This is a genomic window from Streptomyces sp. HUAS MG56 (assembly GCF_058673395.1).
On record NZ_CM178722.1, the window covers coordinates 9,785,836 to 9,808,134 of the forward strand.

21 protein-coding genes are annotated in these 22,299 nt (G+C 72.5%); 13 read left to right on the plus strand and 8 right to left on the minus strand.

Going from position 1 to position 22,299, the window contains the following annotated elements; all coding sequences use genetic code 11:
* The first annotated feature begins 11 nt into the window (after nucleotides 1-11).
* A complete protein-coding gene (locus AC4OXY_RS44565) occupies nucleotides 12-1,118 on the plus strand; it encodes an NAD(P)-dependent alcohol dehydrogenase (RefSeq protein WP_491992580.1) in 1,107 nt (368 codons plus the stop codon).
* Between the two features lie 55 nt (nucleotides 1,119-1,173).
* Here AC4OXY_RS44565 and ggt read toward each other — a convergent pair whose 3' ends face one another.
* Together ggt and AC4OXY_RS44575 are read right to left on the minus strand one after the other, a co-directional pair.
* The gene (gene ggt, locus AC4OXY_RS44570) at nucleotides 1,174-3,024 is read right to left on the minus strand and encodes a gamma-glutamyltransferase (RefSeq protein WP_491992581.1); all 1,851 of its coding nucleotides are present in this window, start codon (nucleotides 3,022-3,024) and stop codon (nucleotides 1,174-1,176) included.
* A 256-nt stretch (nucleotides 3,025-3,280) separates the two neighbouring features.
* Entirely contained in the window at nucleotides 3,281-3,874 is a 594-nt protein-coding gene (locus AC4OXY_RS44575; RefSeq protein WP_356031575.1) for a PadR family transcriptional regulator, read from the minus strand.
* Between the two features lie 73 nt (nucleotides 3,875-3,947).
* Here AC4OXY_RS44575 and AC4OXY_RS44580 point away from each other — a divergent pair, with 73 nt between their 5' ends.
* Both AC4OXY_RS44580 and AC4OXY_RS44585 read left to right on the plus strand, forming a co-directional pair.
* Nucleotides 3,948-4,418: a hypothetical protein gene (locus AC4OXY_RS44580; protein ID WP_376291974.1), complete on the plus strand. Its 471-nt coding sequence runs from the start codon at nucleotides 3,948-3,950 to the stop codon at nucleotides 4,416-4,418.
* Between the two features lies 1 nt (nucleotide 4,419).
* Complete coding sequence (locus AC4OXY_RS44585; protein WP_356031578.1) at nucleotides 4,420-5,586, plus strand: FAD-dependent oxidoreductase; 1,167 nt, start codon at nucleotides 4,420-4,422, stop codon at nucleotides 5,584-5,586.
* 35 nt (nucleotides 5,587-5,621) lie between these two features.
* Here AC4OXY_RS44585 and AC4OXY_RS44590 read toward each other — a convergent pair whose 3' ends face one another.
* The 5 genes from AC4OXY_RS44590 to AC4OXY_RS44610 all read right to left on the minus strand — a co-directional run bounded on the left by AC4OXY_RS44590 (nucleotide 5,622) and on the right by AC4OXY_RS44610 (nucleotide 12,127).
* On the minus strand, nucleotides 5,622-6,212 hold the full coding sequence (locus tag AC4OXY_RS44590) for a YdeI/OmpD-associated family protein (RefSeq protein ID WP_376291977.1): 591 nt from the start codon (nucleotides 6,210-6,212) through the stop codon (nucleotides 5,622-5,624).
* Nucleotides 6,213-6,244: 32 nt separating this feature from the next.
* A complete protein-coding gene (locus tag AC4OXY_RS44595; protein WP_376291979.1) occupies nucleotides 6,245-6,673 on the minus strand; it encodes a hypothetical protein in 429 nt (142 codons plus the stop codon).
* Nucleotides 6,674-6,676: 3 nt separating this feature from the next.
* Complete coding sequence (gene ctaD / locus AC4OXY_RS44600) at nucleotides 6,677-8,413, minus strand: aa3-type cytochrome oxidase subunit I (protein ID WP_491994734.1); 1,737 nt, start codon at nucleotides 8,411-8,413, stop codon at nucleotides 6,677-6,679.
* A gap of 196 nt (nucleotides 8,414-8,609) precedes the next feature.
* On the minus strand, nucleotides 8,610-11,150 hold the full coding sequence (locus tag AC4OXY_RS44605; protein WP_491992582.1) for a helicase associated domain-containing protein: 2,541 nt from the start codon (nucleotides 11,148-11,150) through the stop codon (nucleotides 8,610-8,612).
* A gap of 185 nt (nucleotides 11,151-11,335) precedes the next feature.
* Nucleotides 11,336-12,127, minus strand: a complete 792-nt coding sequence (locus AC4OXY_RS44610) for a VOC family protein (RefSeq protein WP_356031586.1) — start codon at nucleotides 12,125-12,127, stop codon at nucleotides 11,336-11,338.
* Nucleotides 12,128-12,421: 294 nt separating this feature from the next.
* On the opposite strand from AC4OXY_RS44610, the gene AC4OXY_RS44615 reads away from it, so the two are divergent.
* The 7 genes from AC4OXY_RS44615 to AC4OXY_RS44645 all read left to right on the plus strand — a co-directional run bounded on the left by AC4OXY_RS44615 (nucleotide 12,422) and on the right by AC4OXY_RS44645 (nucleotide 15,806).
* Nucleotides 12,422-12,679 carry a TetR/AcrR family transcriptional regulator gene (locus AC4OXY_RS44615; protein ID WP_376291985.1) on the plus strand — a complete coding sequence of 86 codons (258 nt, stop codon included), beginning with the start codon at nucleotides 12,422-12,424 and terminating at the stop codon, nucleotides 12,677-12,679.
* Nucleotides 12,595-12,936 carry an acyl-CoA-like ligand-binding transcription factor gene (locus tag AC4OXY_RS44620; protein WP_491992583.1) on the plus strand — a complete coding sequence of 114 codons (342 nt, stop codon included), beginning with the start codon at nucleotides 12,595-12,597 and terminating at the stop codon, nucleotides 12,934-12,936. The genes AC4OXY_RS44615 and AC4OXY_RS44620 overlap by 85 nt, the downstream gene beginning before the upstream one ends.
* A gap of 70 nt (nucleotides 12,937-13,006) precedes the next feature.
* A complete protein-coding gene (locus AC4OXY_RS44625) occupies nucleotides 13,007-13,195 on the plus strand; it encodes an FAD-dependent monooxygenase (RefSeq protein ID WP_491992584.1) in 189 nt (62 codons plus the stop codon).
* Nucleotides 13,196-13,243: 48 nt separating this feature from the next.
* The gene (locus AC4OXY_RS44630) at nucleotides 13,244-13,366 is read left to right on the plus strand and encodes a hypothetical protein (protein WP_491994735.1); all 123 of its coding nucleotides are present in this window, start codon (nucleotides 13,244-13,246) and stop codon (nucleotides 13,364-13,366) included.
* A 186-nt stretch (nucleotides 13,367-13,552) separates the two neighbouring features.
* Nucleotides 13,553-14,836, plus strand: coding sequence for a phosphatase PAP2 family protein (locus tag AC4OXY_RS44635; protein WP_491992585.1), 1,284 nt, complete (start codon nucleotides 13,553-13,555; stop codon nucleotides 14,834-14,836).
* A 340-nt stretch (nucleotides 14,837-15,176) separates the two neighbouring features.
* The gene (locus AC4OXY_RS44640) at nucleotides 15,177-15,521 is read left to right on the plus strand and encodes a hypothetical protein (protein ID WP_491992586.1); all 345 of its coding nucleotides are present in this window, start codon (nucleotides 15,177-15,179) and stop codon (nucleotides 15,519-15,521) included.
* A 114-nt stretch (nucleotides 15,522-15,635) separates the two neighbouring features.
* Complete coding sequence (locus AC4OXY_RS44645; protein ID WP_356031619.1) at nucleotides 15,636-15,806, plus strand: hypothetical protein; 171 nt, start codon at nucleotides 15,636-15,638, stop codon at nucleotides 15,804-15,806.
* A 391-nt stretch (nucleotides 15,807-16,197) separates the two neighbouring features.
* On the opposite strand, the gene AC4OXY_RS44650 is transcribed toward AC4OXY_RS44645, so the two are convergent.
* Nucleotides 16,198-17,166 carry a DMT family transporter gene (locus AC4OXY_RS44650; protein ID WP_402065464.1) on the minus strand — a complete coding sequence of 323 codons (969 nt, stop codon included), beginning with the start codon at nucleotides 17,164-17,166 and terminating at the stop codon, nucleotides 16,198-16,200.
* 21 nt (nucleotides 17,167-17,187) lie between these two features.
* Between AC4OXY_RS44650 and pdxR the strand changes: the two genes are divergently transcribed.
* The 3 genes from pdxR to AC4OXY_RS44665 all read left to right on the plus strand — a co-directional run bounded on the left by pdxR (nucleotide 17,188) and on the right by AC4OXY_RS44665 (nucleotide 22,298).
* A complete protein-coding gene (gene pdxR / locus AC4OXY_RS44655) occupies nucleotides 17,188-18,801 on the plus strand; it encodes a MocR-like pyridoxine biosynthesis transcription factor PdxR (RefSeq protein ID WP_491992587.1) in 1,614 nt (537 codons plus the stop codon).
* A gap of 521 nt (nucleotides 18,802-19,322) precedes the next feature.
* Entirely contained in the window at nucleotides 19,323-20,879 is a 1,557-nt protein-coding gene (locus tag AC4OXY_RS44660) for an FAD-dependent monooxygenase (RefSeq protein WP_362818005.1), read from the plus strand.
* 282 nt (nucleotides 20,880-21,161) lie between these two features.
* The gene (locus tag AC4OXY_RS44665; protein ID WP_491992588.1) at nucleotides 21,162-22,298 is read left to right on the plus strand and encodes a glycosyltransferase; all 1,137 of its coding nucleotides are present in this window, start codon (nucleotides 21,162-21,164) and stop codon (nucleotides 22,296-22,298) included.
* Nucleotide 22,299 lies beyond the last annotated feature (1 nt).

A 22,299-nucleotide genomic window follows, 5' to 3' on the forward strand; every position in this document is an offset into this window, starting at 1 on the left:
GAGTTCACCGCATGACCACCACCACGCGTGCCGCCGTGGTCGAGGCCGGGGGAGCGCCCTTCACCCTCGCGGACGTCGAACTCGACACCCCGGCGCCCGGCGAGGCCCTCGTCCGCATGGTCGCCGCCGGACTGTGCCACACCGATCTCGGCGTGGCGAGCGGCGGCCTGCCGTTCCCGCTGCCCGGTGTCCTCGGCCACGAGGGAGCCGGTGTCGTCGAGGCCGTAGGCCCGGGTGTGAGCGACGTCGGGCCCGGCGACCACGTGCTGCTGTCCTTCACCTCCTGCGGGGGCTGCCGCAACTGCCGCGAGGGGCACCCCGCGTACTGTGCCACCTGGCTCCCGCTGAACCTCGTCGGCGGCCGGCGCGCCGACGGCACCAGCACCGTCAGCCGCGCCGGCATCCCGCTCGGCGGGCACTTCTTCGGCCAGTCCTCCTTCGCCGAACGCGCGTTGGCGGACCGGCGCAGCCTGGTGAAGGTCGACCCCGACGTGCCGCTCAGCTCCGTCGCCCCGCTGGGCTGCGGTGTGCAGACCGGGGTCGGCGCCGTGTGGAACGTGCTCACCCCCCGCGCCGGCAGCACACTCGTCGTGCTCGGCGCCGGAGCCGTGGGGCTGTCCGCGGTGATGGCCGCCGCCCTCACCCCCGCGACCCGGATCATCGCCGTCGACCGTTTCGCCGAACGCCTCAAACTCGCCGAGGAGTTGGGCGCCACCCACACCGTCAACGCGGCCGAGACCGACCTCGGCGACGCACTCGCGCTGCTGACCGACGGGCAGGGGGCCGACGGTGTCGTCGAGACCACGGGCAACGTCGCCGTACTGCGCCAGGGAGCCGACGCGCTCGCGGCCCGCGGCACCCTGGTCGTCGTCGGCGCTCCGCCCTTCGGCACCGAAGTCGCCTTGGACGTCAACGGGTTGCTGCCGGGCAAGCGGATCGTGGGCCTCACCCTGGGCGACAGCGAGACCCAGACCCTCATCCCCGCCCTCGTCCGGCTCGTGAAGGAGGGGCGGCTCCCGCTGCACCGTCTCATCAGTACCTATCCGTTCACGGACATCAACGAGGCGGTGCGGGACATGAGCGCGGGCAGGACGATCAAGCCCGTCCTCACCTTCTGAACGCCCGCGCACGCCGAAGCCGAGACGCCACGCCGACCGGGGGCCCGACGAGGACTCAGGAGGTCGGGTGGACCACCATCGCCGCGCCGCCGCCGCGCCGCTTCGGCTCGGCCACCGCCGTGACCTTCCCGCGGGCTCCGAACTCCAGCGCGGCGACCGCGCCGATCTCGGGTGACGGGGTGAAGGCCGGCGGGGCGAGCACGAACTGTTCACCGAGGGCTTCCAGGGCGGAGCGCTCGGGGGAGTCGAGGAAGGCGGGTTCGGCCTCGGTCGTGGTGCGGTTGCGCTGCGAGATGCGCGGCGCGGCGACCGCTTCCGGCAGGCTCATGCCGAGGTCGAGGCGGTTGACGAGGGTCTGGAGGACGGTGGTGATGATGGTGGCGCCGCCGGGCGAGCCCACGGCGATCACGGGCCTGCCGTCGCGCATCACGATCGTCGGTGACATGCTGCTGCGCGGCCGCTTGCCCGAGCCCGGCAGGTTCGGGTCCGGCACGCCCTCCTGGAGGGGGGTGAAGTCGAAGTCCGTCAGCTCGTTGTTGAGCAGGAACCCGCGGCCGGGAACGGTGATGGCCGAACCGCCGGTCTGCTCGATCGTGAGCGTGTAGGAGACGACGTTGCCCCAGCGGTCGGAGGCCACCAGGTGGGTGGTCGACGGCCCCTCGTACGGCTCCTGGCTGCCCCTGCCCGGTGCGGTGCAGCCCGTCGGGTTGCGCGGGTCGCCCGGGGCGATGGGGCTGGTCAGCGACGTGGTGGGGCGGATCAGACAGGCGCGGTCCTTGGCGAACTCCTTGGCCAGCAGCTCCCTCGCCGGGACGTCGGAGAACGCCGGGTCGCCCACCCAGCGGTTGCGGTCCGCGAACGCGATGCGGCTGGCCTCCAGGTAGTCGTGCAGCGCCTGCACCGTGTCGGCCGGCGACAGGTGGAGGTTCTCCAGGATGTTCAGCGCCTCGCCGACCGTGGTGCCGCCGGAAGAGGACGGTGCCATGGAGTACACGTCCAGGCCGTGGTAGGTCGTGTGGGTCGGCTCCCGCAGGATCGCCCGGTAGGCGGCGAGGTCCGAGCGCTCCATCAGTCCGGGGCGCACGGTGCGCGTGGAGCCCTGCGCCACCGGCGGGTGCTGGACGGTGCGCACCACGTCGCGCCCGATGGCGCCGTGGTACATCGCGGCCACGCCGGACCGGGCCAGCTCCCGGTAGGTGCGGGCCAGGTCCGGGTTGCGGAAGAGGGTGCCGACCACGGGCAGTTGGCCGTTCGGCAGGAACAGCTGGGCGGTCGGGGTGAAGTCGCGGAACCGGGCCTCGTTCATCTGGGTCTGGGCTCGGAACTGGTCGTTGACGACGAAGCCGTCGTCCGCGATCCGGGTCGCCGGGCGCAGCGCCTGGGCCAGGGAGAGGGTGCCCCATGCGTCGAGGGCCTGCTGCCAGGTCGCCGGGGTGCCCGGGATACCCACGGACAGACCGGAGTTGACGGCCTCGTCGAAGGGGATCGCTTTGCCGGTGGCGGGGTCGGTGAACGAGTCGGACCGCATGCGGGCCGGGCCGGTTTCCCGGCCGTCGATGGTGTGGACCGCACCGGTGCGGGCGTTGTGGTAGACGAAGTAGCCGCCGCCTCCGACACCTGCCGAGTAGGGCTCGACGACACCGAGCGCGGCGGCGGTGGCGACGGCCGCGTCGACGGCGTTGCCGCCACGCCGCAGCACGTCGATACCGACCTGCGTGGCATACGCGTTGACGCTGGAGACGGCACCTCCGCTGCCGACGGCGACGGCCTGCTTCGCGGGTGACCGAAGACCGGGCGACGGCTCCCGCCGCGCGGTGGAGGACGAGGCGGCGGCGGTGCGGGGGAGCAGGGGGAGGGTGAACAGAGCCGCTGACGCGGCGGTCACCAGGGTACGACGGGTCGTCACGGGTCCTCCGGATTCGCCCCTCCTGCGAGGGGGTCGATGGCGGGGAGGTGGGGGGTGCGCGAAACCCTGGCAAACAGCTGCGGGCCGGGCAACCGTGTCGATCAAGGTTTGCGGTAGATCTGAGGTTTCCCGGGGTAAGGGGCGCGGCACGGGTCAACTGGTGCCGGGCAGTTGGGCTCGCGCCGGACGCTGGACCGCCGTGACGCCCGTGCGGTCCCGGTGTGGCGACGCGTCGGCGCCGGCCGGGCCGAACGGTTCAGGACGAGGCCTGGGCCAGTGCCGCCAGCGTTTCGAAGTCCCAGGTCAGCGCGCCCGAGCGGAGGTCGGCCGTGACCGCGTCGAGCCAGTCGAGCTCCGCGGTCAGGACGGCCCGGCGGTACTCGTCCTCCAGCATCGTGACCCGCGGCAGCGACAGTCCGCGCGCGCCCTCGGCCGCGGATTCCAACTCGGCCAGATGTGCCCGTACTTGGGCGGCGCGCGCGGACAGGTCGGCCTCGACCTCCTGGGGCAGCAGCATCATGGTGAAGGAGAGCGCGGCGGGGAACTCCGGGTACTCCGCCCGCGATGCGACCAGCATCTCCCGCAGCCACTCCCGCGTCGCGGTGCGGCCCGCGTCGGTCACCTCGTAGACCGTGCGCTCCGGGTACTGCTGGTCCCGGCTGGTCTCGCGCACGGCGATCAGCCCCGCGTCGAGCAGCCGGTCGATGGTCCGGTACAGGCTCGCCCGCTGGCTGACGTTGACGACCTGGTCCTTCCCCCACTGCTTGATCAGCCGCTGGATGCCGTACGGGTGCAGCGGTCGCATGTGCAGGAGCGAGAGGACGGTGAGACCGAGAGGGGAGCTGCGCATGCCCGGAGCCTACCCGAGCCAATCTCAGATGAACTAGTTGACGTGATACTAGTTTCACTGCAACTATCAATGCATGACGACAGCGACCCCGCTCGCGTCCGCCGAGCGCATCCACGCGGACCACGCCACCGTGAAGCACCTCGGACACTGGACCGAGGCCACCGAGTTCGACGTACGCGCCCGCCGCGCCACCGTCGTCCTGGACCTCCGCTCCCCCCGGATCGGCTGGGACGAGCCGGTCACCGTGCGGCTCGACCTCAGCTCCGCCGCCCTCACCCTGCTGCTGCCCGACGCCGTCGCCGTGGACAGCTGGGACCTCGCCTTCTCGGGCCGCGGCCGGGTCAAGGACGCGGAAGCCGGCACCGGTCCGGCCCGGCTGCTGCTGACCGGAGCGGTCGGCGACGGCGAGATCCGCATCCGCCGCGGCGGCACCGCCCAGCTCACCGCCATGTGCTCCCGGACCTACCTGAACGACCTGCGCCGCGCCCACCGCGACGGCGGCCTGCCCACCGTCGACGACCCGACCCGCGAGAGGACCCGCTGACATGTCCCGCACCCGCACCGCGATCGTCGTGGGCGGCGGCATCGCCGGCCCGGTCGCAGCCCTCGCGCTGCGCCGGGCCGGGATCGAGGCCACCGTGCACGAGTCCCACACCGGCACCGCCGACGGCGTCGGCGGCGCCCTGGGCGTCGCCCCCAACGGCCGGGCCGCCCTCGGGCTGGTCGGACTCGACCGGATAGGCGCCCCGATGAACGCCATCGTGCTCCAGAACCACAAGGGCCGGGTGATCACCGAGATCCGTCAGCCCATGCAGTTCAGCTGGCGCGCCGACCTGTACCGGCGGCTCTACGACCTCGCCCGGGAACACGATGTCCAGATCCACCACGGACACCGACTGGTCGACGTCCGCGAGAGCGGCACCGGCATCCGGGCCGTCTTCGCCGACGGCACCACCAGTGAGGAGGCCGACATCCTGATCGGTGCGGACGGCCTGCGCTCCACCGTGCGGCGGCTGATCGACCCGGCGGCTCCCCGGCCACGCTACTCGGGACTCCTCGGCTTCGGCGCCCGCGTCGACGGCGCCGGGCTGCCACCCACCGGCGACCGCATGTACATGGCCTTCGGCCGACGGGCTTTCTTCGGTTACCAGACCTTCGCCGACGGCACCGGTGTCTGGTTCGCCAACCTGCCCCACCCCTACCTGACGTGGCAGGAGACCGGACAGACCTCGAACGAGGAGTGGCTGCGCCGGCTGGGTGAGGCCTTCGCCCACGACACCGTCCCCGCGCTGGACCTGCTGCGGCGCACCCGGCCCGAGGACCTGATCACCTCCGGCCCCATGGAGGATCTCCCGCACGTCCCGCAGTGGCACCGCGGCCGCATGGTGCTCGTGGGCGACTCCGCCCACGCCACCTCGCCCAGCTCCGGCCAGGGTGTCTCCCTCGCCGCGGAGAGCGCCGTCGAACTCGCCCGTGCGCTGCGGGACCTGCCCCACCCCGAGGCCTTCGCCGCCTACGAGCGCTGCCGCCGTGCCCGGGTCGAACGGGTCATCGCCCAGGCCGCCCGCACCAACAGCGGCAAGGCGGCCGGACCCGTGGGCCGGGTGTTGCGGGACGCGCTCCTGCCCCTGTTCGCCCGCCTCGCCACTCCCGAGAGGACCGCCTGGCAGTACGACCACCGGATCCGCTGGGACGACCCCGTCGCCGGGTGAGGACACGTCCGGCGAGCGCGGTGCCCTCGGCAGGCTCAGGGGTGGAGCTTCTTCTCCTCGGCCAGCATGGCGACGAACTTCGCGATGCGCGCGGCCCTGGTCTCCGGCTTCCTGGCGGCCTCGACCCGGTGCAGGATCGCGTACCGGTTGTGGCTGTCCAGAGTGGCGAAGAAGGCGCGGGCCGCCGGCACCGCGTCCAGGGCGGCCCGGAGGTCGTCGGGCACCGTCGCACTGCTCTGCGCCGCGTACGCGGCCTCCCAGCGGCCGTCCGCCCTGGCCCGCTCCACCTCGCGCAGACCGGCGGGCCGCATCCGGCCCCGCTCGATCAGAGCGGTCGCCTTGGCACGGTTGATCTGCGACCACCTACTGCCCTGGCGCCGCGGAGTGAAGCGCTGGAGCCAGTGCCGCTCGTCCAGCTTCCTCTTCTGCCCGTCGATCCAGCCGAAGCAGAGCGCCGACTCCAGCGCCGTCGCGTAGTCGACGCCGTCGGCCCCGGAGCCGCTCCTGGGAATCTTGAACCAGATGCCCGGCACATCCGCGTGGTGCTCCTCCAGCCACCGCTCCCACTCCTCCTGTGTGGCGAAGAAGAGGACCGGATCCGCCGCTTTGCGTGATCCCTCAGCCATGTCCGCCATGAAAGGCCACGGCCGGGACCGGGTCAACCACCCGGCACCCTGAGGACCGCGGCCACGGTGGCGGCCACCAGGCCGGTGCCGAAGAGGACGGCCACGACGTACCGGGAGCGGTCGGGCGGGGGCGAGGGGCGGACGGGGCCCAACTCGCCCCAGTGGCGGGCGGATTCGCGCGACTCGGTCCGCCGTGCCACCGCCGCACCGATCCGCAGGCCGGCCGTGAGCAGCATGCCCGCGGCGGCCGCGGCGCAGGGGATCCACCACGCCTCGGCCAGGAGCAGCAGGACGGCGATCACGCCGCCGGTGCTCCAGCCGCTGACGCAGGCCGCAGCCGCCCTGCGCCGGGACACGGGCCGGTCGGGCCCCGCACGCAGGTCGGCGAGGGCCGGCAGGTACCAGACGCAGCCGGAGGCGGTCACGGTCGTGGCGCCCAGGGCGAGAACGGTCTGCGGCATGGTCTACCTCGCCGACCCGTCGAGTTCGAGTGCGGCGATCTCCGGGTGGTGCAGGTCGAAGGCCGGGGACTCGGAGCGGATACGGGGGAGGGAGACGAAGTTGTGCCGCGGGGGAGGACAGGAGGTGGCCCACTCCAGGGAACGCCCGTAGCCCCAGGGGTCGTCGACGTCCACCGGCTTGCCGTACTTCGCTGTCTTCCAGACGTTGTAGAAGAACGGCAGGATCGACAGACCGAGCAGGAACGACCCGATGGTGGAGACGGTGTTGAGGGCGGTGAAGCCGTCGGCGGCCAGGTAGTCGGCGTAACGGCGGGGCATGCCCTCGGCGCCCAGCCAGTGCTGGACCAGGAAGGTGGTGTGGAAGCCGACCGTGAGCGTCCAGAAGGTGATCCTGCCGAGGCGCTCGTCGAGCATCCTGCCGGTCATCTTCGGCCACCAGAAGTGGAATCCGGCGAACATCGCGTACACGACCGTACCGAAGACCGTGTAGTGGAAGTGGGCGACGACGAAGTACGAGTCGGACAGGTGGAAGTCCATCGGCGGGGACGCGAGGATCACGCCGGTCAGGCCGCCGAAGAGGAACGTGATCAGGAAGCCGGTGGTCCACAGCATCGGTGTCTCGAACGACAGCGAGCCCTTCCACATCGTGCCGATCCAGTTGAAGAACTTCACACCCGTCGGCACGGCGATCAGGAACGTCATGAAGGAGAAGAACGGGAGGAGAACGCCGCCGGTGACGTACATGTGATGCGCCCATACGGTCACGCTCAGGCCGGCGATGGCGATGGTCGCGCCGATGAGGCCCATGTAGCCGAACATCGGCTTGCGGGCGAAGACCGGGATCACCTCGGAGACGATGCCGAAGAACGGCAGGGCCAGGATGTACACCTCGGGATGCCCGAAGAACCAGAACAGGTGCTGCCACAGCAGGGCTCCACCGTTGGCGGCGTCAAAGACATGGGCGCCGAACTTGCGGTCCATCTCCAGCGCGAACAGGGCGGCGGCCAGGACCGGGAAGACGATCAGGACCAGCACGGCGGTCAGCAGCACGTTCCAGGTGAAGATCGGCATCCGGAACATCGTGAGGCCCGGCGCCCGCATGCAGACGATCGTGGTGATGAAGTTGACCGCACCGAGGATCGAGCCGAAGCCGGACAGGGCCACGCCCATGATCCACAGGTCGGCGCCGAGGCCCGGCGAGTGGATGGCGTCCGACAGCGGGGCGTACAGGAACCACCCGAAGTCCGCGGCCCCGCCGGGCGTCAGGAAGCCGAAGGCGGCGATCGACGAGCCGAACAGGAACAGCCAGTAGGCGAGCATGTTCAGGCGCGGGAAGGCCACGTCCGGGGCGCCGATCTGCAGCGGCATGATCCAGTTGGCGAAGCCGGTGAACAGCGGCATCGCGAACATCAGCAGCATGATCGAGCCGTGCATGGTGAACGCCTGGTCGAACTGCTCGTTCGACATGATCTGCAGACCCGGCCGGGCCAGTTCGGCGCGCATCAGCAGGGCCATCACGCCGCCGACGATGAAGAACGCGAAGGCCGTGACCAGGTACATCGTCCCGATCCTCTTGTGGTCGGTGGTCGTCAGCCACTGCGCCCACGCCGGTCTGCCCGCCGCTCGTGCCGTCCGTCCGGCCGCCTTCCCGGCCACGGGTACCCCGGCCTTCGGGCTCCCGGTTCCCACCTGCTGTATCTGTGCCTCGTCCACCGGACGGCGTCCTTCCCCTGTGCTCATGTCGGCGGCGAGCCGGGAAGTGCCTTCGACGGGGGACATGGACGAGCCCTTCCCGGCTGCCGCCACATGATCGCCACACCGCCCCCCGGCCCCGATAGGGCCGAACGACCCGGCCCCGGCCGCCGGGTGGGGCCCAACGGCCCGTCTTCCGGTCCGGCGCGGCCGACGGGGGCTGGGGGGCGTGCGGACGCCTCGGCTACGTCCAGCGCATGCCGATGGCGGACAGCCGATCGACCTGCTCGGGGGAGAGAGTTCCGGCCCTGCTGCGTTGGTTGCTGATCCACGCCCCGAGTTTGACGAGACGCTCCTGCCGGTCCTCGCTCGCGTGGCCGGAGCCGAGGACGATGCGTTCTTCGTGCTTTCTGGGTACGCGGAGGTGGCCCTCACGCCGGTAATACTGCTGGGCGGCGGTGTAGTTGACGGTCCATCGGTCGGCGTGGGTGCGGCGCGGCGCGGGCTTCTCGTCCTCGGCGGCGGGCTCGATGCCGAGGACGTGTGCGCACATCCACTGCTGTACGGTGCTCAGCCTGTCGAAGCCGAGCCGCTGCGCGCGCACCCATCGCCCGAGGTCTTCGCCCTGCACCAGGACCAGGCCGGGAGCGGTCGGCAGTTCCCCGCCGGCTTCGAGATGCCGGCGGGTGAGATGGAAGCAGCGTTGCCATTCCACCGGCCAGGCGGGGCACCAGGAGGGGTCGATGTCATCGAGCTGCTCGCGACGTGCCGTCGACAGCGCGCCGGCCGTCGATGTCAATAGGGCTCCGCCGGCGCCGAGTTGCTCGTCCTGCCGTGCCCTGCGTGCGGCGGCCCGCTGGTTCTTCAGCCAGATGCCGACCTTGTAGCCCTGGTGGGTGGCGTCCCGCGGAGCCAGGAGGTGCCCGTTGTCGGCGGCCCACCCCCGGGCCGCTGCCAGGCCTTCCTCCCACGCGGTGTCGAAGTGCGACCAGACCATGCCCAGCTTGTCCAGCTGCCGGACGCGTTCGGCGGCCAGGTTGCCCCGCGCGTGCGAGCGCCGGGCGTCGGCGATCCACTGTCCCAGCGGAAAGCGCGCGAGCGGGGCCGGCCACCGCTCCGACTCCGCTTCGGCCTCCCGGCCGTCGCTGTCGGGGACGCGATAGGTGAACGGCACGCGCAGATCGCCGTGGAGCCGGGTGTAGACGACGGAGGCCTCCACGCCGCGCCGCCAGTGGGTGTGTTCGGGGTTGAGGACCCGCAGGTCGATGAACGCGGACAGCTGCGCGGGATCGCGAGGCGTGCTGAACCTCAGCAGCGCTCGCGCCGGCGCCGACAGCGGGCCGTCGTCCTCGCCGGCCTCGCCGTCCTGCGCGGCGGTGCGGCTCTGGACGCCCTGGGCCTGGCTCTGCGCCTGTGGTTCGGCGAGTCGCTCCACGATGCGGGTGTCGTGGGCCCGCAGCGCGGTGAGCAGTTTGGCCAGCCCGTCGTACGCACGGGAGGTGAGCATGGAGTCCGGTGTCTCCCCGGGGCCGAGGAGGACGGGGACGACGAGGGAGGCGAGCTTGCCCTGCCCCGGCTGCATGCGCAGGGCACGGCCGACGGCCTGGACGAGGTCGGGCAGGGAACCGCGGACGTCGGCGAAGTAGACGCTGTCGCAGGTGCGGGTGTCGACGCCCTCGCCCAGCACCTTCACCGACCCCAGAAAGCTCTTGCCGACGGGCGTGCCGTCGTCACGCCCGCCGTGGGCGAACCGGCTCAGGACACGGCGGCGGTGCTGCGGCGTGTGGTCGCCGCACAGCCACTCGGCCCATACCCGCTCCGGATACCGCGCCGGTTCCGACGCGTGCAGTCTGCGGGCGACGTCCGGAAGGCCGGCGGCGAACGCCTCGGCCTCCTTGACCAGGTGGTGGAAGACGAGGGTGCGGTGGAAATCCTCCTCGGCGCAGGCCTTCACCAGCGCGGTCTGCAGTGCCGCGAGGCGGGCTCCGCGCACGGCGTCGGAACGGCCCTCCATCCCGAGGAGTTGGGCCGCCTGCAGCTGGGTGTCGGTGACGTCGACGCACACCACCTGGTAGGGGGCGCAGATGCCCCGGTCGATGGCGGTCGACAGGGTCAGGGTGAAGCACCGGCTGCCGAACGGGCCGTCGGGATCGTCGTCCATCGAGGCCACCAGTTCGCCCGGCACACCCTGCCCCACGGCCTCGCCCTCGTCGTCGGGCTGCCACAGCCGGGGAGTGGCCGTCATGTACAGCCGTCGCGACGCCGGAATGCGTGTGTTGTCGTGCACCACCGCCCACGGCTTGCCGAGCCGCCCCGACGTACGGTGCGCCTCGTCCACCACGATGAGGTCCCACCCGGGCAGACCGGCGGCGTGCGCGCGCTCCAGCGTGCCCAGCCCCAGCGAGGCGTACGTCGCGAACACCGTCACATGCTCGAAGGGCCGCACCCAGGCGACCAGTTCGCCCACGTCCGTCGTGTTGGGGAAGGACGCCTGGTCCCCGCGCAGAGAGGACACCCCGATCACCGGGCCCCTGCGCCCGCCCTCGCGCCACGCGGCCTCGGTCTGCGCCAGCAGGTCCAGCGAGGGGACGAGGACCAGCACCCGGCCCGCCCGCAGTTCCTCCGCACCGCGCACCGCGACCAGCGTCTTGCCGGACCCGGTCGCCATGACCACCTGCGTCCTGAGCCCGCGCTCCGGCACCGTGGCCCCGGCCGGCACCTCCAGCGCGCGCAGCACCGCGTCCACCGCCTCACGCTGGTGCGGACGAAGCTCGCGTACAGCCATCTCCCTGGGCCCTCCGCTCGACGCGACTGCCGGCGCTACCGGATGCCCGGACACTCCGTGACGACAGGTGCCGTCCGATGCCAGGCAGCCTAATCCAACGGTCGTACCGGCCGTGTGCGACGAGACGGTGCCGGCCGCCGCGGAGCCGATGGGCGGTACATGGCATAAGGGCGGCGCCGGGTCGGCTACGGCGTGGGCGGCTTGAGCAGGGCCAGCAGGGCGCCCTGCGGGTCGCGGACCACGCTCATCCGGCCGGCGGCCGTGTCGAAGGGCGCGGTGCGGACGGTGCCGTCGCGCTTGACCAGGGCATCCACGGTGGAGTCGACGTCGCCGACGGCGAAGTAGGTCAGCCAGTGTGCCGGGGTGTCCGGCGGGGCGTCGGCGAGCAGGGTGACGCCGCCGACGGTCCGCCCGCCGGCCTGGAGGGCCCAGCGCGAGTCGGTCCCCGGCGTCCGTTCGACGCCGGTGCCGAACACCTCTTGGTAGAAGCGCGTGGCAGCGTGGACGTCGTCGGTGTGCAGTTCGTTCCAGACGAGCGCGCCGGACTCGTCGACCACCTGTGCGCCCGAGAACTCGCCGGGCTGCCAGACCCCGAACACCGCGCCCTGCGGGTCACGGGCGAGCAGCATCCGGCCGAGCGCGCCGCCGTCCATCACCGGGATGAGCAGGGTGCCGCCGGCGGCGGTGATCGCGTCCTGGGTGGCCTCCGCGTCGGCGGTGGCCAAGTAGCTGATCCACATGGCGCGTTGAGCCGAGGCCCCCTCAGTGGCCGAGGCCGGGGGAGGGGCCGGGGCGATGCCGGCCACGGCCTTGCCGCCCAGCTCGCAGACCGCGTATCCGCCGGACTCGGCCAGCCCCGCCTGTCCCTGCCAGCCGAACAGGTCGCAGTAGAAGTCCAGCGCGGCCAACTGGTCCTTCGCCATCAGATCGACCCAGCACGGGGCTCCGGTCGGGTAGGCAATGGTGACTTCGGGCATGTGCCACTCCCCACTCTCTCTGCTGGGGTGCCTGGTCGGACACCCGTACGTCGGACCGCGACCCGCCGCCTGAGACACCGCCCGCGACCGGAGGTCCGCTGCTGATGTCCGGCCGTGGAACAGTCGCGCGAAATGACTTCCCGTCCGACGGCAGGGCTACGTCGCCCGTTCGCGGCAACGATGCGCGCGGGCGTTGACGCGCCGGTCCGTCGCACGATGCGGACGTTCTCCCGCGCCCAGCTCCTGCGCTTCCCGCATCTTTGCGTGGTGCGCATCTTTCGCTGCCGTCGTTCCATGGGGTTGCGAGAGCGGAAGAAGGCCGAGACGCGCGCCGCGCTCAGTCGGGCTGCGCTGCGGCTGACCGTCGAGCGTGGGCTCGACAACGTCGAGGTCGAGGACATCGCCGAGGCCGCCGGGGTCTCGCCTCGCACGTTCGACAACCGCTGTGGGACGCCCTCACCAGCGCGGTGCTGGCGCAGTTCGCGCCCGACACGGCTGCCGCCGAGCACCCCGTCGCCGGCGCCGTGCAGTGGACGGCGGGCGTGCGCATGATGCTCGCGGAGCCGGCACTGCGAGGCGAGATGCTGCGCGCCGGGGCCGTCGCCGAAGCCGGGATCGCCGCGGCGGTCGCCGACCGCACCGGCACCGACCCGAAGCGGGACCTGTACCCGCACCTCGTCGCGTCCGCGGTCATGGCCGCGACGAACGCCGCCATGGCCCATCATCTCCGCACCGATCCGCCGGTCCCCGTCGGGCCGTTGCTCGCGGACGCCCTCGCACAGCTCACGGCGGGCCTGCCCACCCCCTGACAAGCCACTGCGGATGGAGAGCCCGGCAGGTGCTCGGGCCGATGTCCCCTGCCCGTCAAGGAGCTTGTCCGTGATCGGCGTCGTTGCCGCGGGCGCCGGGCCGACCGGTCTGATGCTCGCCTGCGAGCTGTCCCTGGCCGGCGCACGCCCCCTGGTCCTGGAACGCCGCACCGAATCGTCCGGCGAGCACCGCGCGAACGGCCTCGCCGGACAGGTGGTCCTCCTGGACCCCACCGGCACCCTCGACGCGGGCCGCTGAGCGCCGCACGTCGGCACGGCGACCCTCCCGCACCTCGAAACGGCTCTGCTGCTCCGCCCCGACTGCTACGTCGCCTGGCCGGGCACCACGGGCGACGGCCTGCACGAAGCGCTGGAAACGTGGTGCGAACCGGTGCTCACGGAATCCACCCGCACCGCTCGGATAACATGATCGAACTCACGGCGAAGGTGACCTCTTCGCCGGCCGCTCGTCGGAAAGCCATGCCGCCCCGGACGACGAGTGCCCTATTGATCGACAACTCACACATCGGCCAGATAATTGATATCCAGAACATCGCGAGTGCTTTCGCGAATAGTCAGCAGAACAAGGTTCGTTGATCGGCGCCGACCACGGGGGATGCTGTGGGCCGTGGCGGGTGCGGTGGCCCTCGGGTTCCTCGTCTCGTTGGAGATCGCCGCGCGTCATTACGGCCTGCCGGGACCGATCACCAACCAGGCGGAAGAGGTGATATTCCCGCCGAAATCAGGGTTTCTGCTCTACGCCAGTCTGGCGTTGACGATGGTGGTGCTCACCTGGCGGCAGCGGTTCGTCGCGCTCGGTGTCGCGGTCGGTATCGACGTCGTGCTCCTGGTGGTGCGCTGGGCGGCCGATGTCAGGATCACCGACGGACATCCCTTCGGAAACGGGGCGTTGTGGGTGATTCTGGGTCATGCGGTCATCGCCGTCACACGCCGTTCCGGGCGCGAACGCGTCCTGCTGCTGAAGGGCGTCGGCCTGGGACTGCTGCTGGTGGCCGGCCGCAAGACCGGTGACGCCTGGCTCCTCGTCACCTCGAAGACCCGCCCGGCGGTGTTCGACCAGTACGCGGCGACCGCCGATCACGCGCTGGGCAACCCGTCGTGGGTGGCGGGCCGGATCGTCAGGGCCACCGGTCCGATCGGTGCCCACGTTCTCGACTACGTCTACATCCAGCTCGCGGTGGCCGCGGTCGTCGTCGCGATGTACCAGCTGCGGAATGTGGCCGCCGAGCGCCGATTCCCGCGCCATCATCTCGTGCGGACCTTTCTGGTCATCGGTCTCCTCGGGCCGGCCGTCTACATGCTCTTCCCGGTGGTCGGGCCGGTCTTCGCGTACGGCGCCGAGGGCGGGAACTGGGCGGTGGCCAACCTGTGGCCCGACACACCGCCGCCGATCAACGCCCCGCACCCCATACCGTTCGACGAGATCACCCCGCGCAACTGCATGCCCAGCCTGCACACGGCATGGGCCACCACGATTTTCGTGCATTCCCGCAAGGGCCCGCGAATTCTGCGATACGCGGGCACCTTCTGGCTCGTCGCCACGCTCGGCGCGACGCTGGGATTCGGCTACCACTACGGCGTGGATCTCGTCGCCGGCGCGGTGTTCGCGCTCACGGTCGAGGCGGCCCTGCGCGCGTTCGCACGCGGCTGGGACCGGACGGGCAGCAGGCTCGTCGCCTACGGGGCGACCGTCTTCGCCGCGCTCCTGGCGTCTTACCGCTATCTGCCCACGAAGATGGCCGAGCACCCGTGGCTGTTCGGACCGCTGCTCATCGCGGCGATGAGTTCTGTGATCGTCGGTTACCTGCGGACCACCAGACAGTGGGAGCCGGAGACCGCCCCGGTGCGCACACCGGAACCGCAACCCGAACCGGTCTGACACCGGCCGCCCCCGCACGGTGGTGCCGCTCCTTCCCGCGTCCACAGGGGCTTCAGCCGGTACGTCAGCAGCGCGTCCGGAGTTCCCCTTCCGCCTTCGCTTCCGAGTGGTCACCGCGACAGCGCCGCGAGGCTCAGCGGTGGACGGGTCGACTCGGGGGGGCGAAGTCGGAGTGCGCCCCGGCCGCAGCCGTCTGTGGAGCCGGGGGACCGGAGCCGTGCCTGCTCGCGAGCGGCCGATGCCGGGGAGCCCTCCGCGCGCAGCTGCCAGAATCCGGTGTCACGCCAACCCCTGCCGCGCGACGCCGTACCCCGGATGGCAGGATCGGAGGGTGTCCGTCATGAGCAAGCTGCAAATCAAGCCGGGTCAGAGCGTCGTCGTGCTGGGCAAGCCCGACGACGTCCAGCTGGAGTTCGAGTCCACGGGTGACGCGGCCTCCGCCGATGCCGTGCTCGCCTTCGTCACCACCGCCGGCGACCTTCCCGGGGCGGGGGCGCAGGCCGCGCTCGGCGCCGCCCGGCGCGATGCCCTCGCCTGGGTGGCCTACCCGAAGGGCGGCAGGCTCGGAACGGATCTGAACCGCGACACCCTGGCGGCCGCCCTGTCCGAGCAAGGCGTGCGCCCCGTGCGACAGGTCGCCATCGACGACACCTGGTCGGCGCTCCGATTCCGGCCGGGTGACTGACCTGCCGCAGGAGCCGGGGGAGTCGACTCCTCGACACACACCACCGCGGAACGTGCCTCGGAGCACCCCGTACACTGACTGCCCTTGTCAGCCAACGGGGAGAGTGTTGCAGCAGTGAACCATCACGACGGCGCCAACTGGATGCTGAGCGAGACCCCCATCTACGCCCGCCTCGTGGAGGAGTTGGGTGACGTCCCCACCGAGGTCAACCGCGTGAGCGTACAGATTCACCGGGAGGCGGACCGGGCCGTCGACTTCAGCGCGCTGCGCGGCTGGGCGGCATGACCGGCCTCTGCCTGCCGCGCTCCTGAGCATGCCCTGAGGGCCCGGCCCCGGATGAGTTGCTGGGGGCGCCCGGGGGAGTGACCCGGCCGACCGCTCACGACGACCTCCTCCGCCTCCTTCCACCACTCCCTCCGGTCCGCCGTCAGCCCTGCACCGGGTCCCGAGTCGGCGGACGAACCCGGCCTGTACCGTCGTGCGCCGTCGTGGTCCAGGGCTGGACAGGGCGGCGTAACGGTGTCGCCGATCGGTACGACCTGTCGGTGGGTGTCGTCGGCGGCACACGTCCTCGTTCGTCACCGTTCGTCACCTGCTTGAGGCTGTCCGCCGCGGCCGGCCACGTGACGCGACGCGTGGGCGCCCCGGCCGTCGGCGGCGTATGCGCGGGAAGTCGTCACCGGCGTGCGGAAGTTGACCGTCGGCGGCGAGCCGACGGGGGAGGGGGACCGGCCGTGGCCGAACGGCTCGGGTCAGTGGCCTCTTCGGCGGGGACGTCGCGTGGGCGCAGGCCGCCGATCAGGCCGAGGATCAGGACGGCGATGCCCAGCCATACCGACGGACTCGGCGTGCCGCTGCCCGTGACGGCGCCGACGGCGGCCGCGGCGAGCGGTGCGATGCCGGTGAGCAGCCCGGCTCGCCCGGAACCCGCGGCGCGGACCGTCGAGTACCACAGGACGAAGGCGACCGCCGTCACCAGCAACGCCAGATATCCGACCGCCGCCCACTGGGACCCGGTCAACTCGCCCACGGCCGACGGCCCTTCCCGCATCGCGCCGAGGGCGGCCAGCATCACGGCCGCCAGCCATACCGCGTGCACGGACACACCCCACGGCGAGTGCCGACGGAGCACAGGCACGGCGCACAGCGTGAACGCGGCCTCGCAGCCCAGGGCCAGGACCGCCCAGGCCACTCCGACGGCATCGGTGCGGCCGGTGCCCTCGACCAGCACCGCGCCCGCCATGACGACGGGCGCCGCCCACAGGACCTGCCGGCTCGGCCTGCGCCGTTCCAGGAACGGGCCCGCCACACCGAGGACCACCGGCACACAGGCGACCGCGACGGCGATCACCGCGGGTTCCGCATGGGCGACGCCCCGGACCACGGCCACGTTGAACAGGACCAGCCCGGTGACGGCGATCCCGGCCAGCCACAGCCACTCGCGGCCGCGCGGCCGGAGCAGGCGCGCACCGGTGAGCCGGGCCATGACCAGGAGGATCACGGTCGCGGCGGCGTACCGGACGGCCTGGGTGGTGAACAGCGGGGCGTCGACGAGCGTGTGCGAGACGGTCACGCTGCTGCCGACCAGAGCCATCCCCACCATGCCCGGCAAGAGCTGGGCGAAGGAAGCGGTAGGTGTCTTCATGGCGTCCAGGCTGCCTCCACAATGGACGTCATGAGCAGGTCCACAGTGCCATCGGTACAGGGGTCCAAAACCTCTCACCCGGCCACGAACGCTGGGGCGGAGGCGTCGGCGGACGCCGCGTCGGCCGCCGGGGCGGGTGTCGGCTCGGACTTCCTCCAGCTGGACATCGGCCAGGCGCCGCCCGGAGGGCGTACGGCCTGGCTGGCCGACCGGCTGCGGTCGGCCATCGCCGACGGCAGGCTGCCGGTCGGAGCACGGCTGCCCGCCAGCCGGGTGCTCGCCGAGGAACTGCGTGTCACCCGCGGTGTGGTCACCGAGGCGTATCGGCGGCTCGCCGAGTCGGGACAGATCGCGGGCCGCGGCCGGCTGGGCACGGTGGTGGTGGCGGCGCCCGCCGCACCCCGCGTCCGCGCCACGGCCATGCCCCGCGACCAGGACCGCGTCCGCGGCGCGGTTCCGCCGGGGCCGGGGGCCGCGCTCTTCGGCTCCGGTGACCGCGAGGGCGTCGTCGACGCACTGCGCGCCCTGCCGAGCCGTATCGACCTCTCCCCGGGCGTCCCCGACCTCGCCGCATTCCCCCGCACGAGCTGGCTGCGCGCCGAACGCGCCGTCCTCGCGGGCGCCACCCCGGCCGACTTCGGCTACGGCGACCCCCGGGGCGCCCCCGCGCTCCGCACGGCCGTCGTCGGCTGGCTGGCGCGCAACCGGGGCATCCGCGCCGACCCCGACGAGGTCGTGGTGGTTGCGGGCGTGGCGCAGGCCCTCGGCCTGCTCGGGCAGATCCTCGCGGCGGACGGAATCCGGCGCATCGCCGTCGAGGATCCCGGTTCGCTCGGCGCGCGCCAGCAGCTGGAGTACGTCGGCCACGAGATCGTGCCCGTTCCCGTGGACGCGGCCGGCCTCGACGTCGCGGCGCTGCGTGCCGGCGGCGCGCGGGCGGTGCTGCTGACCCCGGCCCACCAGTTCCCGACCGGTGCCGTCCTCGACGGCGAACGCCGTCGCGAGCTGCTGAGCTGGGCGGCCGACGGCGGTACGGTCATCGAGGACGACTACGACGCCGAACACCGCTACGACCGGCCGCCGGTGCCGGCGCTGCGCTCGCTGATGCCCGAAGGCGTGTGTTACGCGGGCAGTGTGTCCAAACTGCTCGCCCCCGCGCTCCGCGTGGGCTGGCTGCTCGTACCGCAGAACCGGCTGGACGCGCTCGTGACGGCCAAACGCTACGCCGACCTCGGCAACGGCATCCTGACCCAGCTCGTCCTGGCCCGCCTGATGGACTCGGGTGAGCTGGAACGGCACCTGCGCCATGTCCGGCAACGCCACCGCCGACGCCGGGACGCGATGCTGCGCGCGATCGAGAGGCACCTGCCCGGCGCCCATGTCCACGGTGCGGCCGCCGGCCTGCACCTGACGGTCACCTTCGGCGACCCACCGGGCGGTGCCCGTGACGGCCTCCGGGACACGGACCTCGCGGCGGCGGCTCTCGCCCAAGGGGTGAAGGCGCACCCACTGTCCTGGCACCGGATCACCCCTGGTCCGCCGGGCCTCGTCCTCGGCTACGCGGCGGGCCCCGCGCACGAGCTCGACGAGGGCATCGCCGTCATCGGCTCGGCGCTGAGGGTTCTGCGCGGCTGAGCCCGGTGCACGCGCCGGCAGTGCGTGGCGACGTCCACGCCGGCACCGCCGACGGTGCCCCGGGCGGGCTGCCGGTGTGCCGGGAGGAGCACTCGCCGGAGTCGGTGGGCCCGCAGAAGCCCCGGGCGGCGGGCGGGTGCGGCCGAAGACGGCCCAGCCGGTCCCCGGCTCGGCCGCGCCGATTCCGGCCGGTTCGCCGCCGCCGGGGCAGCCAGGCGTCCCGGTACGGTGCGCCCGCGCGCTCGGCCGCCGCGGACGGCGTGAACGATCAGGTGACTGCGCCGGTCGCACCTTCCTGCAACTGTTCGGCAGGCCGGTCCGCCCTTGGATCAGCCTGTGGTGCAGTACTTTTGCGAGAGTCCGGACAGCTGGCTGTGCCGCCCCCCGACCGATGAACGCCGCGATCGACGCGATGTGGTGACCGCTCTTGCGCGCACCACGAACTGTGAGCAACTGCCCCTGAACACAGCGGAGTCCACGGCCCTTCATGCTGACTGGTTCCCCGGGGACGCGGAGGCACTGTGAACGAGACCGAAGTACTGATCATCGGTGGCGGGCCGGTCGGGCTGGCACTCGCCCTGGACCTGCGCTCCCGGGGGGTGTCCTGCCTGGTCCTCGAAACCACCGACGGCCGGGTACGCCATCCCAGAGTCGGCACCGTCGGCCCCCGGTCCATGGAGCTGATGCGCCGCTGGGGCCTGGCGGAGCGGATTCGCAAGACCGGCTGGCCCGGTGACCACTCGCTCGACATCGCCTGGGTGACAGCGGTCGGCGGGCACGAGATCCATCGTCTCGGCTTCGGCACCACCGACACCCGTCCGGCCCTGCCCTACACCCCGGAGCCCGAGCAGGTCTGCCCGCAGCACTGGCTGCTCCCGCTCCTCGCCGAGGCGGTGGGACCCGAGGTACTGCGGCGCGAGTGCCGACTGGAGTCCTTCGTCCAGGACGACGACCAGGTCCTGGCCACCGTCACCGACCTGGCCGACGGCAGCCGCCTCGACGTCGGGGCCCGATACCTCGTCGGCTGTGACGGTGCCGCCTCCCGTGTGCGCACCGCCCTGCGGATCGCGGCACCGCCGCGGCGCCCGACACGGGTCTTCCGCAACATACTCTTCCGGGCTCCTCGGCTCCGCGAGCAACTCGGCCCCGACGGCGCCCTGGTGTACTTCCTGACCCAGCCCCCGGACCTGCGCTACCCGCTGCGGGCGATGAACGGCAGGGACCTGTACCGGCTGACCGTCGGCCACCACACCTCGGCCGACCCCATCCGGGCCATCCGGTCGGCGATCGCCCTGAAGACGCCCGTCGAGGTGCTCTCGGACAACGTCTGGCACCTGACCCACCGGGTCGCCGAACGCTACCGCCACGGCCGGGTGCTGCTGGCCGGGGACGCCGCCCACACACTGTCGCCCTCCGGCGGCTTCGGGATGAACACCGGCATCGCGGACGCGGCCGACCTCGGCTGGAAGCTGGCCGCCGAACTCACCGGCTGGGCGGGTCCCGCGCTGCTCGACTCCTACGAGCAGGAGCGCCGCCCCGTGGCCGAACTCAGCCTGACCGAGGCCGACGGCAACCTACGCCGCACCCTCGACCGCCGCCTGCCCACGGAGATCCTGCTCGACACCGCCCAGGGCGCCACGGCGCGGACACGCCTCGCCCGGGCCATCGAACGCAGCGGTGTACGGCGCGAGTTCGAGGCCCCGGACATGCACTTCGGCTACCGCTACGCCTCCCCGGTGATCGTCCCGGACGGCCGCACCGCGTACGACTGGTGCGCAGACCTCGTGGCCGGCGGCCGGGCCCCGCACGTCCGGCTGGGGTACGGGGCCTCCAGCCTGGACCTGTTCGGTCACGGCTTCCACCTGGTCGCCTCCGACCCCCGCCCCGACCTGCCCGCACTCGACGCACTGGCACGCGCCTTCGGCGCTCGCCGGGTCCCGTTCGCGCTGACCCGGGCCCCGCTCTACGCCAGCCCGTACGCCCTGGTCCGGCCCGACGGCCATGTCGCCTGGCACGGCGCCGAGTTGCCGGCCGACCCCGGTGCCCTGGTGGACACCGTGCGCGGGGAGCGGCGATGACGTTCGGCCCGGCCCGCATCGCCGGCCCGAGTCGGCCCGGCGGCACAGGCGCCCTCGGCAGCCGTGCCGCAGCCGCGCTGCCCGCCCGAATACCCGGAACGTAACCGCACGTTCTCCACGGGCTGCCGCGCCGTGCCACCGCCACCGCCATCCGCTGAAGGGGCGCATCCGTGAGCGGGCCCGGCCGCCGTTCCCCCGCTCCCATCCGCGTGCCCCCGGTCCGGTCCGCCAGTCCGGTCCGCCACGCACCGAACCGACCGATCACCGGCAGGAGTTGTCGCCATGCGTGCCCTCGTCACCGTCACCGGATCGTCCTCCCACGTGAATGCCGTGCTGCCCCTGGTCGCGGCGCTCGCGGCAGCGCGCCACCAGGTGCTCGTCGCGGCCCCGGCCCATCTGCTCGGGCCGTTCGACAGCCTGCCGGTGCGGCGGGAACCACTGCTGACCGATCCGCACACCACCTTCGCGCCGCAGGCCGAAGGACCGCCCGAACGCCGCGCGTTCGACCTGTTCGCCGGACCCCACCTCATCGACAGTTACCGTGCGCTGCTGCCCGTGGCCCGCGCGTTCGCACCCGACCTGGTCGTGCGGGACGGCGGCGAGTTCACCGGATACCTGGTGGCGGAGACACTCGGGCTGCCGCACCTGGCCGCACCCTCGGGAGCGGCCAACCACCTGAACCCCGAGGCCCTGCAACCGCAGCTCAACCAGCGGCGAGCCGCACTCGGACTACCGGCCGAGGACGACCCCGACGCCATCCACCGGTACGGCCGGCTGGACTGCATGCCGCCGGAGTTCTCCTTCGCCCGCCACCCGACCGGCAGGTCGTACCGCTACCGACAACCCGCCGAGATCGATCCCGGCGCCGTACTGCCGCCATGGGTGGCCGAACTCCCCGCCGACCGGCCACTGGTGCTCGCTTCCATCGGGACCGTACTGCCCAGCGTCCCGCCCCACGTGCTGGACGTGCCGGCCCTGCTCGACGCCGTCGTCGACGGTCTGGCCGAGCTCGACTGCCAGGCGGTGGTGGCGACCGGCGGCATTCCTGTGGAGCGCCCGCAGACGGCGGGCCACGTGCACCTCGTGGACCGCGTACCGCAGCCGATGCTGCTGCGCTGCGCCCAACTCCTCGTCACCCACGGCGGGTACAACAGCGTCAGGGAGGCGGTCGGGGCGGGGGTGCCGATGGCCGTGCTGCCCGGCTTCGGTGACCAGCCCGCCAACGCCGACCGGGTGCAGGAACTGGGTCTGGGCCGCCGTGTCGCCTCGCCGGACGAGGTGGCCGCGGTGTGCCGGCAGGTGCTGAACGACCCCGAGGTGGCCGCACGCTCCCGGCACGCCCAGCGGCGGATGCTCGGCCTCCCACCGATCCAGGCGGCGGTGAGCGACCTGGAGAAGGTCGCGAGCGGGGGAGCGTGAG

What these genes read in the sequence shown, in the direction of transcription:
- ctaD (WP_491994734.1), bottom strand. Translation starts at nt 8,413, where the DNA reads ATGAGCACAGGGGAAGGACGCCGTCCGGTGGACGAGGCACAGATACAG.
- AC4OXY_RS44585 (WP_356031578.1), top strand. Translation starts at nt 4,420, where the DNA reads ATGTCCCGCACCCGCACCGCGATCGTCGTGGGCGGCGGCATCGCCGGC.
- AC4OXY_RS44575 (WP_356031575.1), bottom strand. Translation starts at nt 3,874, where the DNA reads ATGCGCAGCTCCCCTCTCGGTCTCACCGTCCTCTCGCTCCTGCACATG.
- AC4OXY_RS44640 (WP_491992586.1), top strand. Translation starts at nt 15,177, where the DNA reads ATGAGCAAGCTGCAAATCAAGCCGGGTCAGAGCGTCGTCGTGCTGGGC.
- AC4OXY_RS44665 (WP_491992588.1), top strand. Translation starts at nt 21,162, where the DNA reads ATGCGTGCCCTCGTCACCGTCACCGGATCGTCCTCCCACGTGAATGCC.
- AC4OXY_RS44580 (WP_376291974.1), top strand. Translation starts at nt 3,948, where the DNA reads ATGACGACAGCGACCCCGCTCGCGTCCGCCGAGCGCATCCACGCGGAC.
- AC4OXY_RS44590 (WP_376291977.1), bottom strand. Translation starts at nt 6,212, where the DNA reads ATGGCTGAGGGATCACGCAAAGCGGCGGATCCGGTCCTCTTCTTCGCC.
- AC4OXY_RS44635 (WP_491992585.1), top strand. Translation starts at nt 13,553, where the DNA reads ATGCTGTGGGCCGTGGCGGGTGCGGTGGCCCTCGGGTTCCTCGTCTCG.
- AC4OXY_RS44595 (WP_376291979.1), bottom strand. Translation starts at nt 6,673, where the DNA reads ATGCCGCAGACCGTTCTCGCCCTGGGCGCCACGACCGTGACCGCCTCC.
- AC4OXY_RS44610 (WP_356031586.1), bottom strand. Translation starts at nt 12,127, where the DNA reads ATGCCCGAAGTCACCATTGCCTACCCGACCGGAGCCCCGTGCTGGGTC.
- AC4OXY_RS44565 (WP_491992580.1), top strand. Translation starts at nt 12, where the DNA reads ATGACCACCACCACGCGTGCCGCCGTGGTCGAGGCCGGGGGAGCGCCC.
- AC4OXY_RS44650 (WP_402065464.1), bottom strand. Translation starts at nt 17,166, where the DNA reads ATGAAGACACCTACCGCTTCCTTCGCCCAGCTCTTGCCGGGCATGGTG.
- pdxR (WP_491992587.1), top strand. Translation starts at nt 17,188, where the DNA reads ATGGACGTCATGAGCAGGTCCACAGTGCCATCGGTACAGGGGTCCAAA.
- AC4OXY_RS44615 (WP_376291985.1), top strand. Translation starts at nt 12,422, where the DNA reads ATGGGGTTGCGAGAGCGGAAGAAGGCCGAGACGCGCGCCGCGCTCAGT.
- AC4OXY_RS44605 (WP_491992582.1), bottom strand. Translation starts at nt 11,150, where the DNA reads ATGGCTGTACGCGAGCTTCGTCCGCACCAGCGTGAGGCGGTGGACGCG.